14 protein-coding genes are annotated in these 15,285 nt (G+C 61.5%); 11 read left to right on the top strand and 3 right to left on the bottom strand.

Going from position 1 to position 15,285, the window contains the following annotated elements:
- The first annotated feature begins 300 nt into the window (after positions 1 to 300).
- Positions 301 to 1,854: a glycoside hydrolase family 17 protein gene (locus GIW79_RS08595; RefSeq protein WP_236455151.1), complete on the top strand. Its 1,554-nt coding sequence runs from the start codon at positions 301 to 303 to the stop codon at positions 1,852 to 1,854.
- A gap of 106 nt (positions 1,855 to 1,960) precedes the next feature.
- Here the strand turns inward: GIW79_RS08595 and GIW79_RS08590 are convergent, their stop codons facing one another.
- Positions 1,961 to 2,329, bottom strand: coding sequence for a hypothetical protein (locus tag GIW79_RS08590; protein ID WP_014717724.1), 369 nt, complete (start codon positions 2,327 to 2,329; stop codon positions 1,961 to 1,963).
- Between the two features lie 233 nt (positions 2,330 to 2,562).
- Here GIW79_RS08590 and GIW79_RS08585 point away from each other — a divergent pair, with 233 nt between their 5' ends.
- Both GIW79_RS08585 and GIW79_RS08580 read left to right on the top strand, forming a co-directional pair.
- Entirely contained in the window at positions 2,563 to 3,861 is a 1,299-nt protein-coding gene (locus tag GIW79_RS08585) for a serine/threonine protein kinase (protein ID WP_032892643.1), read from the top strand.
- Positions 3,854 to 4,642: an MlaA family lipoprotein gene (locus GIW79_RS08580; protein WP_054898378.1), complete on the top strand. Its 789-nt coding sequence runs from the start codon at positions 3,854 to 3,856 to the stop codon at positions 4,640 to 4,642. Before GIW79_RS08585 ends, GIW79_RS08580 begins: the two co-directional genes overlap by 8 nt.
- A gap of 56 nt (positions 4,643 to 4,698) precedes the next feature.
- Here the strand turns inward: GIW79_RS08580 and GIW79_RS08575 are convergent, their stop codons facing one another.
- Positions 4,699 to 5,613 carry a DUF808 domain-containing protein gene (locus GIW79_RS08575; RefSeq protein ID WP_034127188.1) on the bottom strand — a complete coding sequence of 305 codons (915 nt, stop codon included), beginning with the start codon at positions 5,611 to 5,613 and terminating at the stop codon, positions 4,699 to 4,701.
- Positions 5,614 to 5,747: 134 nt separating this feature from the next.
- Here GIW79_RS08575 and GIW79_RS08570 point away from each other — a divergent pair, with 134 nt between their 5' ends.
- Both GIW79_RS08570 and GIW79_RS08565 read left to right on the top strand, forming a co-directional pair.
- Positions 5,748 to 6,353, top strand: a complete 606-nt coding sequence (locus tag GIW79_RS08570; RefSeq protein WP_032897537.1) for a TetR/AcrR family transcriptional regulator — start codon at positions 5,748 to 5,750, stop codon at positions 6,351 to 6,353.
- Between the two features lie 203 nt (positions 6,354 to 6,556).
- Entirely contained in the window at positions 6,557 to 7,015 is a 459-nt protein-coding gene (locus GIW79_RS08565; protein WP_054898376.1) for an REP-associated tyrosine transposase, read from the top strand.
- Positions 7,016 to 7,146: 131 nt separating this feature from the next.
- On the opposite strand, the gene GIW79_RS08560 is transcribed toward GIW79_RS08565, so the two are convergent.
- Positions 7,147 to 7,587, bottom strand: a complete 441-nt coding sequence (locus tag GIW79_RS08560) for a GlcG/HbpS family heme-binding protein (protein ID WP_236455149.1) — start codon at positions 7,585 to 7,587, stop codon at positions 7,147 to 7,149.
- A 256-nt stretch (positions 7,588 to 7,843) separates the two neighbouring features.
- Between GIW79_RS08560 and gcl the strand changes: the two genes are divergently transcribed.
- The 6 genes from gcl to GIW79_RS08530 all read left to right on the top strand — a co-directional run bounded on the left by gcl (position 7,844) and on the right by GIW79_RS08530 (position 15,279).
- On the top strand, positions 7,844 to 9,619 hold the full coding sequence (gene gcl / locus GIW79_RS08555) for a glyoxylate carboligase (RefSeq protein ID WP_003189987.1): 1,776 nt from the start codon (positions 7,844 to 7,846) through the stop codon (positions 9,617 to 9,619).
- Between the two features lie 10 nt (positions 9,620 to 9,629).
- Positions 9,630 to 10,412 (top strand): hydroxypyruvate isomerase, encoded by a 783-nt coding sequence (hyi, locus tag GIW79_RS08550; protein ID WP_014717718.1) that lies wholly within the window; start codon positions 9,630 to 9,632, stop codon positions 10,410 to 10,412.
- Between the two features lie 126 nt (positions 10,413 to 10,538).
- On the top strand, positions 10,539 to 11,429 hold the full coding sequence (locus tag GIW79_RS08545; RefSeq protein ID WP_034135176.1) for a 2-hydroxy-3-oxopropionate reductase: 891 nt from the start codon (positions 10,539 to 10,541) through the stop codon (positions 11,427 to 11,429).
- Positions 11,430 to 11,586: 157 nt separating this feature from the next.
- The gene (locus GIW79_RS08540) at positions 11,587 to 12,867 is read left to right on the top strand and encodes a glycerate kinase type-2 family protein (RefSeq protein ID WP_197901431.1); all 1,281 of its coding nucleotides are present in this window, start codon (positions 11,587 to 11,589) and stop codon (positions 12,865 to 12,867) included.
- Positions 12,857 to 14,272 (top strand): pyruvate kinase, encoded by a 1,416-nt coding sequence (gene pyk / locus GIW79_RS08535; RefSeq protein ID WP_014717715.1) that lies wholly within the window; start codon positions 12,857 to 12,859, stop codon positions 14,270 to 14,272. The genes GIW79_RS08540 and pyk overlap by 11 nt, the downstream gene beginning before the upstream one ends.
- A gap of 131 nt (positions 14,273 to 14,403) precedes the next feature.
- A complete protein-coding gene (locus GIW79_RS08530) occupies positions 14,404 to 15,279 on the top strand; it encodes an urea transporter (RefSeq protein WP_089042703.1) in 876 nt (291 codons plus the stop codon).
- Positions 15,280 to 15,285: the final 6 nt, after the last annotated feature.

Raw genomic sequence — 15,285 nt, 5'->3', positions numbered from 1 at the left:
TGCCGAGCGACGTCAAACTGTTGTTATAGGGTGCACCGCGCCCCCTTCACGCGCATCGATCCGGTTGCTGAGGCATCAGTGGAGTACTGACAGTTTTATCTTCAACCTGCGTAGGCATTTGCCCTGCTCTGTCAGCGACCTTGGTTGAGCAGGAAACGACATCACATCGCCAGCAGGATGCTTTGTAGGCGTTATCGCCAGAATCCCGCCCGAAGTTTGCATGTCAAAATTATGCAGCCCCACAGGGCTGCGGCAAATCCGGGTAAGATGCGCGCCTTTGCTCCCCCAGATAAGCCGACCATGCCCGCGACTGCCCGCTTCCCTGCCCTGCCCTATTTCTTCGCCTTGATCCTCGGCGTGCTTGCCCTTGTCGGCTATTGGTACGGCCTCGGCCGGCCCGTGGTGTTGCCAGACGTCGCCAGCGCCAGCCATAAGCTGCAATGTGCGTCCTACACACCGTTCGACAAAGACCAATCCCCATTCGATCAACCGTTCGCGTTGCGCCCCGAGCGCATGGACGCCGACCTCGCGCTACTGGCTACGCGCTTTGAATGCATTCGCACCTACTCCATGACCGGCCTGGAGGCCCTGCCGGACATGGCGCGCAAGCATGGGTTGAAAGTGATGGCCGGGGCCTGGGTCAGCAGCGACCCCGTGGCGACCGAAAAAGAGATCAACGAGTTGATCGCGGCGGCCAACGCCAGCCCGGACGTGGTGACCTCGGTGATCGTCGGCAACGAAGCCCTGCTGCGCAAGGAAGTCACCGCCAAGCAACTGGTGGCGCTGATCCATCAGGTTAAAAGCCAGATCAAGCAGCCCGTCACCTATGCCGATGTCTGGGAGTTCTGGTTGCAACACCCGGAAATCGAGCCTGCGGTGGACTTCCTGACCATTCACCTGTTGCCGTATTGGGAAGATGAGCCGTCCGGCATCGACCAGGCGCTCAAGCACGTGGGCGATGTGCGCCAGACCTTCGGCCATAAATTCGCGCCCAAGGACATCGTGATCGGCGAAACCGGCTGGCCCAGCGAAGGCCGGCAGCGCGAAACCGCCGTGCCCAGCCGGGTCAATGAGGCCAGGTTCATGCGCGGCTTCGTGGCCATGGCCGAAGCCAATGGCTGGCGCTACAACCTGATCGAAGCCTTTGACCAGCCATGGAAACGTGCAAGTGAAGGGGCTGTGGGTGGTTACTGGGGGCTGTTCGATGCAGACCGTCAGGACAAAGGTATCCTCGCCGGCGCGGTGACCAATGTGCCGTACTGGCGGCTGTGGCTGGGCGTCGGCGGGCTCATCCTGCTGGGCACCCTGGTGCTCGGCGGCCGCGTTCGCAGCACTCGCTCTGCGTTAATACTGCCGTTGCTAGGGGCCGTCGCAGCGTGCTCCATCGGCAGTTGGGCCGAACTGACCCGCGTCACTGCGCGTTTCAACGATGAATGGCTATGGGCAGGCTTGCTGGTGGTCTTGAACCTGCTGGTGCTGGCTCATGCCGCCCTGGCCCTCAGCGCCCGGCAAGGCTGGCGTGAGCGCGGGTTCAACTGGCTGGAGCAGCGCGCCGGCTGGTTGATGGCAATCGCCGGGTTTGCCGGTGCGGTGATGATGCTGGCGCTGGTGTTTGACCCGCGCTATCGCAGCTTTCCAAGCGCGGCGCTGGTGTTGCCGGCCCTGGTGTACCTGATACGCCCGGTGACCGGGCCACGTCGGGAGATTGCGTTGCTGGCCTTTATCATCGGTGCCGGCGTTGCGCCGCAGTTGTACCGTGAAGGGCTGTTGAATCAGCAGGCCTGGGGTTGGGCAGTGGTCAGCGTGCTGATGGTTGCGGCTTTGTGGCGTTGCTTGCGAGTGCGCAAGGCGTAACACCGCTATCGCAGGCAAGCCAGCTCCCACAGATGATTGTGTTCACACATTTCTATCTGTGAGCACGGTCAAATGTGGGAGCTGGCTTGCCTGCGATGAGGCCACATCAGGCGCCGCGCGGTTTCCTGACCAACCGCAACCCCGCAATCACCACCGCGAACACCGCAAACGTCGTGTTGTACAGCGCCAGCGCCGGCAACCCGAACACCAACCCCACCACCGCCAACGCCCACCCCGCACGCCCCGGTACAAAAAAGCCCAGCACCGAAGTGATCAACGCCGCCCACCCCAGCAGCTTGAAATGAATCATCAAACCCAGGTTCGAACGCACCTGGCATTCCCAGCGGCTGGCCTCATCAGCGCAGATGCCAACCCATTGCCCATCCTCCATGAAGCCATAGCGTGCGGCATAACTGGCGGCCAGCCATAACGGCAGGGCAATAAGCAGCAGGATCAACGGCAAACGACGGGACATGGGGCACTCCGATAGGCAAAAACGGCGCCCAGCTTAATCCCACGGCGGCCGTTAGCAAGGTGTTCGCACAGATATCTGTTCAACAAAGCATGGCAAAGTGTATCGTCTCGCTACTATTACCCCGATTCCGACGTTTTTTCCGACTTTTCGTGCCGAGTGCTGGCACTTCGGTGACAAGGCGGTGGTCATAGCCTGCGAACTTCATTCAGCCCGTTCCTCTTAGGGATTAAGTCATGCTCCGTTCCTTGCGCTGTGCTGCCTTGCTGGGCAGCCTATTTTTGAGTGCGTCAGCACTGGCCGTCGATATCGACCAAGCCAGCTATGGCTACCCTTTGACCAACCCGTTCGAAGCGACCATCGCCACCACACCTCCCGATCTGCGGCCAACCCTGCCGACCGATGACGAGATCACCCAGTCCGACTACACCCTGACGATGCGCCCCGAGCGCGAGTTCAGCCTGCCGGACAATTTCTGGGCGGTGAAGAAACTCACCTACCGCATTGCCAAGCAGGACCGCGCCGCGCCTTTGATCTTCCTGATCGCCGGCACCGGTGCACGCTTTGACAGCAGCATCAACGAATACCTGAAAAAGCTGTATTACCAGGCCGGCTACCATGTGGTGCAGCTCTCCTCGCCAACCAGCTTCGACTTCATCAGCGCCGCTTCGCGCTTCGCCACCCCGGGCATCACCCAGGAAGACGCCGAAGACATGTACCGCGTGATGCAAGCCGTACGCGCGCAGAACGCCTCGTTGCCCGTGACCGATTTCTACCTCACCGGCTACAGCCTGGGCGCCCTGGATGCGGCGTTTGTCAGCAAGCTGGATGAGACCCGCCGCAGCTTCAACTTCAAGAAAGTGCTGCTGCTCAACCCGCCGGTCAACCTCTACACCTCGATCACCAACCTCGACAAGCTGGTACAGACCGAGGTCAAGGGCATCAACAACAGCACCACCTTCTATGAGTTGGTGCTGAGCAAACTGACGCGTTACTTCCAGCAAAAAGGCTACATCGACCTCAACGATGCCCTGCTTTATGACTTCCAGCAGTCCAAGCAGCACCTGACCAACGAACAGATGGCCATGCTGATCGGCACCTCGTTCCGCTTCTCGGCCGCCGACATTGCCTTCACTTCGGACTTGATCAACCGACGTGGCCTGATTATTCCGCCCAAGTACCCGATTACCGAAGGCACCAGCCTCACGCCGTTCCTCAAGCGTGCCCTGCAGTGTGACTTCGACTGCTACCTCACCGAACAAGTGATCCCGATGTGGCGCGCGCGTTCCGATGGCGGCAGCCTGCTGCAACTGATCGACCAGGTCAGCCTCTACGCCCTCAAGGACTACCTGCGCGACAGCCCGAAAATCGCCGTGATGCATAACGCCGACGACGTGATCCTCGGCCCTGGCGACCTGGGTTTCCTGCGTAAAACCTTCGGCGATCGCTTGACCGTCTACCCGCTGGGCGGCCACTGCGGCAACCTCAATTACCGCGTCAACGCCGACGCCATGCTGGAGTTCTTCCGTGGCTAAATATCTTCTGCTGCTCGCCGCACTGATGTGCGCAGGCGTGGCCAATGCCGACAACAGCAAGGCCCAAGAACCCGTCAAGGTCGATGCCGACGGCTTCAAGGAGCCGCTGACCAAGCTCAAGTTCAACCCAGGCTTGGACCAGCGCGAATTCGAGCGTTCCACGCTCACCGCGCTCAACGTCTACGACCCACTGGAGTCGTGGAACCGCCGCGTATACCACTTCAACTATCGCTTCGACCAGTGGGTGTTCCTGCCGGTGGTGAACGGTTACCGCTATGTTACGCCGAGCTTTCTGCGCACCGGCGTGAGCAACTTCTTCAACAACCTGGGCGATGTGCCCAACCTGATGAACAGCTTGTTGCAGCTCAAGGGCCACCGCTCGCTGGAAACCACCGGGCGCCTGCTGGTCAACACCACCATTGGCATCGCGGGCCTGTGGGACCCGGCCACCGCCATGGGCCTGCCGCGCCAGAGCGAAGACTTCGGCCAGACCCTGGGCTTCTACGGTGTACCGGGTGGCGCCTATGTGATGCTGCCTATCTTCGGCCCATCGAACCTGCGTGACACCGGCGGCCTGCTGGTGGACTACAGCGCCGAATCGCAGATCAACTTCCTCAACGTGTCTGAAGTCAGCTCCAACCATCCGGAAGTCTGGGCCCTGCGCGCCGTGGACAAGCGCTACCAGACCAGCTTCCGCTACGGCCAGATGAACTCGCCGTTCGAGTATGAGAAGGTGCGGTATATCTACACCGAATCGCGCAAGTTGCAGATTGCCGAGTAAACAGCAGCGATAAAAAAAGGCCATTCGATTGAATGGCCTTTTTTATGCCTGCGGTTTCACCCTCGCAGTGCTTTCCAACCTTTACCTGCCACGCTGACCACTGCCAGGACGACAGCGCCGGCAATGATCCCCGCCACCGCATTGAGCAGCGTTGGCATCAGCCACGCCAACGCGCCGGTGCTCTGGCTCACGGTTTCGATCCAGTGATGCACCACGGGCACGCCATGGGTGAGGATACCGCCACCAACCATGAACATCGCCGCCGTGCCAATCACTGACAGGCTCTTCATCATGTAGGGGGCCGCGCTCAGGATCGCGCCACCAATACTGCGCGCCACCTGGCCCGGCTTCTGCGTCAGCCACAGCCCCAGGTCGTCGAGCTTGACGATACCGGCCACCAATCCATATACGCCGATGGTCATGACAATGGCGATACCCGACAGCACGATCACCTGCTGCGTGAGCTGCGCGTCGGCGACGATGCCGAGGGTGATGGCAATGATTTCGGCGGACAGAATGAAGTCGGTACGGATCGCGCCCTTGATCTTGTCTTTCTCGAACGCCACCAGATCGGTTGCCGGGTCGGCCACCGCTTCAGCCAACTGTGCGTGTTCGGCTTGATCTTCAGCCTTGCTGTGCAGGAATTTGTGCGCGAGCTTTTCGAAGCCCTCGAAACACAGATAGGCACCGCCAAGCATCAACAGTGGTATCACCGCCCAGGGTGCAAAGGCGCTGATCAACAGGGCCGTCGGCACCAGGATCAGCTTGTTGATAAACGAGCCCTTGGCCACCGCCCACACCACCGGGATTTCTCGCTCGGCGCGCACGCCGGAGACCTGCTGGGCGTTCAGTGCAAGGTCATCGCCCAGCACGCCCGATGTCTTCTTGGCGGCCATTTTTGTCATCAGCGCGACGTCATCGAGTACCGCCGCGATATCGTCAATCAACACCAACAAGCTGCTTCCTGCCATGAACCGGACTTCCGTTAGAGAGAGATGGCGCGAGCATAGCGCGGCGCAAGGCCTTGCGGGCAGATTGTTGAGGCTTGCGGATGGCCGGTGCTACCATGCGCAACCGCCTGTCATGGCAAGGAAACGTCTGGTTTATGAGCAGCATTCGCGAGCGCAACAAAGAAAAAATCCTGCGGGCGGCGAGCGAGGAGTTTGCCGACAAGGGCTTCGCCGCGACCAAAACCAGCGACATCGCCGCCAAGGCCGGGCTGCCCAAGCCCAACGTCTATTACTACTTCAAGTCCAAGGACAACCTTTACCGCGAGGTGCTCGAAAGCATTATCGAGCCGATCCTGGCCGCCTCCACGCCGTTCAACCCCGAAGGCGAGCCCAAGGAAGTATTGAGCAACTACATCCGCTCCAAAATCCGCATCTCCCGCGACCTGCCGTTCGCCTCCAAGGTGTTCGCCAGCGAAATCATGCACGGCGCCCCACACCTGAGCGCCGACCAGGTTGAGCAGCTCAACGCTCAGGCCAAGCACAATATCGACTGCATTCAGAGCTGGGTTGACCGTGGCCTGATCGCCGCGATCGACCCCAACCACCTGATGTTCAGCATCTGGGCAGCCACCCAGACCTATGCCGATTTCGACTGGCAGATCTCGGCGGTAACCGGCAAGGCCAAGCTGGATGAGGCCGATTATGAGGCGGCGGCGCAGACGATTATTCGGTTGGTGCTCAAGGGATGTGAGCCGGATTGATAGACCGCGGCGAGGCTATCGCAGGCAAGCCAGCTTCCACACGGATTTGCGCCGGACACAAAATGTAAAATGGTCACAATCCCCTGTGGGAGCGGGCTTGCCCGCGATAGCGCCCATCCAGACACATCCTGCTAAAAGCCCGCCGATCAGCCTTCGCCCCTCAGTCTAGCCTCTCAGAACACCATCTGAAGAGAGGCCACGGAATGCCTGATTTACCTGCTTCAAAACGCCTGCGCATCGGCCGCTATAACGAGTCCAACCGCATTTACCTGCTCACCACCAACACCCTTGAACGCGAGCCCATCTTCAGCGACTTCAGACTCGGCCGCCTGGTCGTACAACAATTCAGGATCGCCCAATATAAAGGGCTCGCAACATCATTGGCCTGGGTGGTAATGCCTGACCATTTCCATTGGCTTGTTTCTCTGGAGAAAGGTTCACTTGCCGACTTGATGCGACAAGTTAAATCCAAGAGCACCCGAGTGGTGAATGCGGTGGCTGGCCGCCAAGGTCGCCTCTGGCAACCGGGCTTTCATGACCATGCCGTGCGTCGAGAGGACAGCCTTGAGGGGATTGCACGTTACATCGTAGCCAATCCACTCAGGGCCGGGCTGGTAAAGAAGTTTGGTGACTATCCGCTGTGGGATGCCATTTGGGTTTGACTGGAGACCGAGTCGACTGCATCGCAGGCAAGCCAGCTCCCACACTGATTGCACTCACACAGTTGAATTTGTGAACACCGCCAATGTGGGAGCTGGCTTGCCTGCGATAGCTTACTCACAGTCAGAACGATTCAAGCCGACACCCCCGCATCCGCCATCAACCCCACTCCTTCTATCGCCGTGATCGCACACTGCTCGTCAATATCGGACGTGTCCCCGCTGATCCCGATCGCGCCCAGCACCATGCCGCTATGATCCCGAATCAACACCCCACCCGGCGCAGGCACGACGCTGCCCTGCCCCAGGCTGTTCAACGCCGCGATAAACGCCGGGCGCTGTTGGGCGTCCAGCGCCAGCAAACGTGAACCCTTGCCCAGGGCAATGGCGCCCCAGGCCTTGCCGATGGCGATTTGCGGCCGTAGCAGGCTGGCGCCGTCTTCGCGTTGCAGGGTGACCAGGTGGCCGCCGCTGTCGAGCACGGCGATGGTCAGTGGCGCAGCCGAAATGGTGCGGCCTGCAGTAAGGGCCTGGGTGGCCAGTTGGGTGGCGAGTTTCAAGGTTAAAGCGCTCATAGGTGCCGTCCTTATCTTGTTATGGGTAATGCGGTGAGGTCTGTTTGATCAGATGCTCGATCACACAAATAGAACACAATGATGTTTATTTTTGTATACAATATTTTCCAACAAAGGCTCCACACGTCGAAAAAAGCGCTTCCGACGAACGCAAAGGTCAGTTTACGAAAGGCATTGACCAACGCCGCTCGCCGTGAATACACTTTGGACAGAAACCACTTGTATACAATTACAAAACGCAAGAGGCACCAAAACCATGAGCAAAATGAGAGCAATCGAAGCCGCCGTCCTAGTGATGCGCCGTGAAGGTGTGGATACCGCCTTCGGTATCCCAGGCGCCGCGATCAACCCGCTGTATTCGGCCTTGCAGAAGGTGGGTGGCATCGATCACGTCCTTGCTCGCCACGTTGAAGGCGCCTCGCACATGGCCGAGGGCTACACCCGTACCAAGGCCGGCAACATCGGCGTGTGCATCGGCACGTCGGGCCCGGCGGGTACCGACATGGTCACCGGCCTGTACAGCGCCTCGGCCGACTCGATCCCGATCCTGTGCATTACCGGCCAAGCCCCCCGCGCCCGGATGCACAAGGAAGACTTCCAGGCCGTGGACATCACCAGCATCGTCAAGCCGGTAACCAAGTGGGCAACCACGGTGCTGGAACCCGGCCAAGTGCCTTACGCGTTCCAGAAGGCCTTCTATGAAATGCGCTCCGGCCGCCCCGGCCCGGTGCTGATCGACCTGCCGTTCGACGTACAGATGGCCGAGATCGAGTTCGACATCGACGCCTACCAGCCGCTGCCTCTGGCCAAGCCGCTGGCGACCCGTGTGCAAGTGGAAAAAGCCCTGGCTCTGCTCGACGCAGCCGAACGCCCATTGCTGGTGAGCGGTGGCGGCGTGATCAACGCCGACGCCAGCGAGTTGCTGGTGGAGTTCGCTGAGCTGACCGGCATCCCGGTGATCCCGACCCTGATGGGCTGGGGCACTATCCCGGACGACCACCCGCTGATGGTGGGCATGGTCGGCCTGCAAACCTCGCACCGCTACGGCAACGCGACGATGCTCAAGTCAGACGTGGTGCTGGGCATCGGCAACCGCTGGGCCAACCGTCACACCGGTTCGGTAGAGGTGTACACCGAAGGCCGTAAATTCATTCATGTCGACATCGAGCCGACCCAGATTGGCCGCGTGTTCACGCCGGACCTGGGCATCGTTTCCGACGCCGGCTCCGCGCTGACGATGTTCATTGAAGTGGCCCGCGAGTGGAAAGCCGCCGGCAAGCTCAAGGACCGCAGCGCCTGGTTGCATGACTGCCAACAACGCAAGGCCACTCTGCATCGCAAGACTCACTTCGACAACGTGCCGGTCAAGCCGCAACGCGTTTACGAAGAGATGAACCAGGTGTTCGGCAAAGACACCTGCTACGTCAGCACCATCGGCCTGTCGCAGATTGCCGGCGCGCAATTCTTGCATGTGTACAAGCCACGCCACTGGATCAACTGCGGCCAGGCTGGCCCACTGGGCTGGACCATTCCCGCGGCGCTGGGCGTGGTCAAGGCCGACCCGAGCCGCAAAGTGGTGGCCTTGTCGGGCGACTATGACTTCCAGTTCATGATCGAAGAACTGGCGGTGGGCGCACAGTTCAAGCTGCCGTACATCCATGTGGTAGTGAACAACTCATACCTGGGCCTGATCCGCCAGGCCCAGCGTGGGTTCGAGATGGACTACTGCGTGCAGCTGTCCTTCGACAACCTCAACGCCCCCGAACTCAACGGCTATGGCGTCGACCATGTGGCGGTTGCCGAGGGCTTGGGCTGCAAGGCCCTGCGTGTGTTCGAGCCAGGCCAGATCCAACCAGCCTTGCGCCGCGCCCAAGAGATGATCGAAGAATTCAAGGTGCCGGTGATCGTTGAGATTATTCTGGAACGGGTGACCAATATTTCCATGGGCACCGAGATCAACGCCGTCAATGAATTCGAAGACCTGGCCCTGGTCGGCAACGACGCGCCGACTGCCATTTCCCTGCTCGATTAAGGAGAACCCTATGCCGCGCTTTGCTGCCAACCTGTCCATGCTGTTTACCGAACAGGATTTCCTTGCCCGCTTCAAAGCGGCTGCCGATGCCGGCTTCCAGGGCGTGGAGTACCTCTTCCCGTATGAGTTCAGCTCTGCCGACATCAAGGCGCAGTTGGACGCCAACGGCCTGACCCAGGTGTTGTTCAACCTGCCTGCAGGTGACTGGGCCAAGGGCGAGCGCGGCCTGGCTTGCCACCCGGACCGGGTCGAGGAGTTCCGTGCCGGGGTCAAACTGGCAATCGCCTATGCCCAGGTCTTGGGCAACACCCAGGTCAATTGCCTGGCGGGAATCCGGCCACAAGGCGTCGATGACGAGACCGTGGAAAAGACCTTTGTCGCCAACCTCAAGTACGCCGCCGAGAAGCTGCAAGCGGCGGGTATCAAGCTGGTGATGGAGATGATCAACACCCGCGACATTCCCGGCTTCTACCTCAACAACACGGCGCAGGCCCTGTCGATTCGCGAGCAAGTGGGCAGCGCCAATCTGTTCCTGCAATACGACATCTACCACATGCAAATCATGGAAGGCGACCTGGCGCGGACCATGGCGGCGCACCTCGGCGAGATCAATCACATTCAGCTGGCGGACAACCCTGGGCGCAACGAACCAGGTACCGGCGAGATCAACTACCGCTTCCTGTTCGAGCATCTGGACCGCATTGGTTACGCGGGTTGGGTCGGCTGTGAGTACAAGCCGTTGACCACTACCGAGGCGGGTTTGGGTTGGCTCAAAACCCACAACGCCATCTGACACAACACAAAACAAAACAATGTGGGAGCTGGCTTGCCTGCGATGCAGACACCTCGCTGTATCAGGCATACGGGGGTGATGCCATCGCAGGCAAGCCAGCGCACACACTAAAAGAGGTTTTTGATCATGGCTAAAATCGGATTTATCGGCACCGGCATCATGGGCCAACCCATGGCCGCCAACCTGCAGAAAGCAGGCCATCAACTGTTTCTCTCCGAACATCACGGCAAGGCTCCGGCTGAACTGATCAGCGCCGGCGCCGTGGCGCTGGCCAACCCGCAACAAGTGGCCCAGGAAGCCGAGTTCATCATCGTCATGGTGCCCGACACCCCACAAGTCGATGACGTGCTGTTTCGCGCCGACGGCGTGGCTGCGGGCCTGTCGCCGAACAAGGTGGTGATCGACATGAGTTCGATCTCCCCTACTGCCACCAAAGCATTCGCCGCCAAGGTCAACCAGGCCGGCGCGCAGTACCTGGACGCCCCGGTGTCCGGTGGTGAAGTCGGTGCCAAGGCCGGCACCTTGAGCATTATGGTCGGTGGCGAACCGCAGACGTTCGAACGCGCGCTGCCGCTGTTCCAGAGCATGGGCAAAAACATCACCCTGGTAGGCGGCAATGGCGATGGCCAGACCGCCAAGGTGGCCAACCAGATCATCGTTGCCCTGAACATCCAGGCGGTGGCCGAAGCGTTGTTGTTCGCCTCCAAAAACGGCGCCGACCCGGCCAAAGTGCGTGAAGCGCTGATGGGTGGCTTTGCATCGTCCAAGATCCTGGAAGTGCACGGCGAGCGCATGATCAAGGGCACCTTCGATCCGGGCTTCCGTATCAACCTGCACCAGAAGGACCTGAACCTGGCCCTCGCCGGCGCCAAGGAACTGGGGATCAACCTGCCGAACACCGCCGGCACCCAGCAAGTGTTCAGCACCTGCACGGCAATTGGCGGCGGCAACTGGGACCACTCGGCACTGATCAAGGGCCTGGAGCATATGGCGAATTTCTCGATTCGCGATAAATAACCCACACCGCTGATCGTTCCCACGCTCCGCGTGGCAATGCCTCTTGTGACGCTCCGCGTCACGCTTTGGGCGCAGAGCGTCCCGGACTGCATTCCCACGCAGAGCGTGGGAACGATCGCTGCACCTCTAATAACAAGAATCCCCCGGGAGCCCGCTTATGTCGGTCGATCCGCAACACCTGCTTCGCGAGCTGTTTGCCACAGCCATCGATGCCGCCCACCCCCGGCAAGTCCTTGAACCCTACCTGCCTGCCGACCGCAGTGGCCGTGTGATCGTGATCGGCGCCGGTAAAGCCGCGGCCGCCATGGCATTGGTCGTGGAAGATTGTTGGCAGGGCGAAGTCTCGGGCCTGGTGGTCACGCGCTATGGCCATGGCGCGCCATGCAAAAAAATCGAAGTGGTCGAAGCCGCCCACCCGGTTCCGGATGCGGCCGGCCTGGCCGTAGCCCAGCGCGTGCTGGAACTGATCAGCCATCTGGGTGAAGACGACCGTGTGATTTTCCTGCTCTCCGGCGGTGGCTCGGCACTACTCGCCCTGCCCGCCGAGGGCATCACCCTGGCGGACAAACAAGCCATCAACAAAGCCCTGCTTAAATCCGGCGCCACCATTGGCGAGATGAATTGCGTGCGCAAGCACCTCTCGGCCATCAAGGGCGGGCGCTTGGCCAAGGCTGCGTGGCCGGCCACGGTGTACACCTACGCGATCTCCGATGTACCGGGCGACCAGGCCACGGTGATTGCCTCGGGCCCGACCGTCGGTGACCCTAGCACCTCGCAACAGGCCCTGGCGATCCTCAAGCGTTACCACATCGACACCCCCGCTTCGGTGCGCAGTTGGTTGCAGAACCCGGCCTCGGAAACCGTCAAGCCTGGCGATCCGGTGCTTGCCCGCAGCCACTTCCAATTGATCGCCCGCCCGCAGCAATCCCTGGAAGCGGTGGCGGTCAAAGTGCGCCAGGCCGGTTTCAGCCCGCTGATCCTCGGTGATCTGGAAGGCGAAGCCCGCGATGTGGCCAAGGTACACGCCGGCATCGCCCGGCAGATCGTGCAGCACGGCCAGCCACTGGCGGCACCGTGCGTGATCCTTTCGGGGGGCGAAACCACCGTCACCGTACGCGGCAACGGCCGTGGCGGGCGCAATGCGGAATTCCTGCTCAGCCTCACCGACAGCCTCAAGGGCCTGCCCGGCGTGTACGCCCTGGCCGGCGATACCGATGGCATCGACGGTTCAGAAGACAACGCCGGCGCGATCATGACCCCCTGCAGCTACCGCCGTGCCGAAGCCCTGGGCCTGTCGGCCAGTGATGAGCTGGACAACAACAATGGCTACGGCTATTTCGCCGCCCTGGGCGACTTGATCGTCACCGAGCCGACGCGCACCAACGTCAACGACTTCCGCGCCATCCTGATCCTTGAGACTGCCAACCATGACGCCTGACAAGAAGGTCAAAATCCTCGCCACCCTGGGCCCGGCCACCGACGGTATCGACGACATCCGCGAGCTGGTGGAGGCCGGGGTAAATATCTTCCGTCTCAACTTCAGCCACGGCGACCACGCCGACCATGCCCAGCGCTACCAGTGGATTCGCCAGGTCGAGCGCCAGCTCAACTACCCGCTCGGTATCCTCATGGACCTGCAAGGGCCGAAGCTGCGGGTGGGACGCTTTGCCGAAGGCAAGGTGCAACTGGTGCGCGGCCAGGCCCTGCGCCTGGACCTGGATGAAACCTTGGGGGACCAACGGCGGGTCAACCTGCCCCACCCGGAAATCATCGCGGCCCTAGAGCCGGGCATGGACCTGCTGCTCGACGACGGCAAGCTGCGCCTGCGCGTGATCACCAAGCATGCCGACGCCATCGACACCACCGTGCTCAATGGCGGCGAACTGTCTGACCGCAAAGGTGTGAACGTCCCACAAGCGCTGTTGGAACTGAGCCCACTCACCGCCAAGGACCGCCGCGACCTGAGCTTCGGCCTGGAGCTGGGTGTGGACTGGGTGGCGCTGTCGTTTGTGCAGCGCCCGGAAGACATCCGCGAAGCCCGCGAGCTGATCGGCGATAAAGCGTTTTTGATGGCCAAGATCGAAAAGCCGTCAGCGGTGCAACGGCTGCGTGAAATCGCCGAACTGAGTGACGCGATCATGGTGGCCCGGGGTGATCTGGGCGTGGAAGTGCCGGCCGAGAGCGTGCCGCAGATCCAGAAAGACATTATCAGCACCTGCCGCCAACTGGGCAAGCCGGTGGTGGTGGCCACGCAGATGCTCGAATCCATGCGCTTCTCGCCGGCACCCACCCGCGCCGAAGTCACCGATGTCGCCAACGCGGTGGCTGAAGGTGCCGACGCGGTGATGCTGTCGGCGGAAACCGCCTCGGGCGAGTACCCGCTGGAAGCGGTGCAGATGATGAGCAAGATCATCCGCCAGGTGGAAAACGGCCCGGACTACCAGGCACAGCTGGATGTCAGCCGGCCCAAGGCAGATGCCACCGTGTCGGACGCCATCAGCTGTGCGATCCGCCGTATCAGCAGCATCCTGCCGGTGGCGGTGCTGGTGAACTACAGCGAGTCCGGCAGTTCCAGCTTGCGCGCGGCGCGGGAACGGCCCGTGGCGCCGATCCTCAACCTCACACCCAACCTGTCCACGGCGCGACGCCTGAGCGTGGCGTGGGGCGTGCACTCGGTGGTCAATGATCGGCTGCGCCAGGTGGATGAGGTGTGTTCCACCGCACTGGAAATTGCCCAGGCCCAGGGCATGGCGCAGCGTGGCGATACCTTGGTGATTACCGCAGGGGTGCCGTTCGGGCAGCCGGGGTCCACCAATTCGCTGCGTATAGAGACGCTGATTTAGCGCCTGTCAGGGCCTCATCGCGGGCAAGCCCGGCTCCCACCTTTGATCGAGTTTGCATGTCGAACATCAATCAAATGTGGGAGCTGGCTTGCCTGCGATGAGGGCAACTCGGTCTTATTGACTCAACCCAAATGCACAACCCAACCTGCCCCGACTGGGCCGAAGCCCTGCTCAACGGCTTCAGCCAAATCTTCCTGCAGCGCCACCCGCTGTGCGGCCTGCTGTGCCTGCTGGCGATCCTGATCGGTGCCCCGGCCTTGCTTGGCGGTGCCTTGCTGGGGGGCGTCGCAGGGTTGCTCACGGCCCAGCGCCGGGGGTATCCCAAGGCCGAGCGCCAGGCCGGGCTGTATAGCTACAACGGCGTGTTGCTGGGCCTGTTGATCAGCCAGCACTTTGCCTGGTCGGCGCTGGTGCCGCCGCTGATCCTGGCGTGCGGCGGCTTGAGTGCCATCCTCACCCGGCACTGGTTGAAACACGCGACCCAACCCCTGGATTTGCCAGCGTACACCGCGCCCTTTGTTGGCCTGGGCTGGTTGCTGCTCGGCCAGGCCCCGCAGAACACCCTTGCGCTGAGCGAGCCCGACACTGTCGCTGTACTGGCCGCACCCTTCACCGGCCTTGGGCAAATCATGCTGCTGGACCAGCCCCTGGCGGGTGTGCTGATCGCCCTGGGCTTGCTGCTGGCCGACCGTCGCGCCGTCGCGTGGGCCTTGGGCGGCGCCACTCTCGGCATGCTGGCCGGCCTGTGGTTGAACGACCCCACTGGCGCCCTGCTCGGCCTGCACAGCTATAACCCCGCGCTGGCCGGGCTGGCCCTGTGCTCGTCGCGTCGCCAGCCTTGGTTGCCACTGCTGGGTATCGGCCTGGCCATCCTGCTCACCCCTGGCTTTTGCGGCCTGCACCTGCCCGCGCTGACCGCGCCATTTATCCTCGCGTGCTGGCTGGTGCGCGCCGGTCAGCGAATGCTGCACAAGCCTCACATGGACAGCCCGTTCGAATCGCCCTAGGCTTGC

This window comes from Pseudomonas sp. PA-7-1E (assembly GCF_021605325.1).
In the GTDB taxonomy this organism is placed as follows: Bacteria; Pseudomonadota; Gammaproteobacteria; order Pseudomonadales; family Pseudomonadaceae; genus Aquipseudomonas; species Aquipseudomonas fluorescens_BV.
Note: the sequence above shows the minus strand (reverse complement) of the source record. Positions and strands in the feature narration are given on the sequence as shown.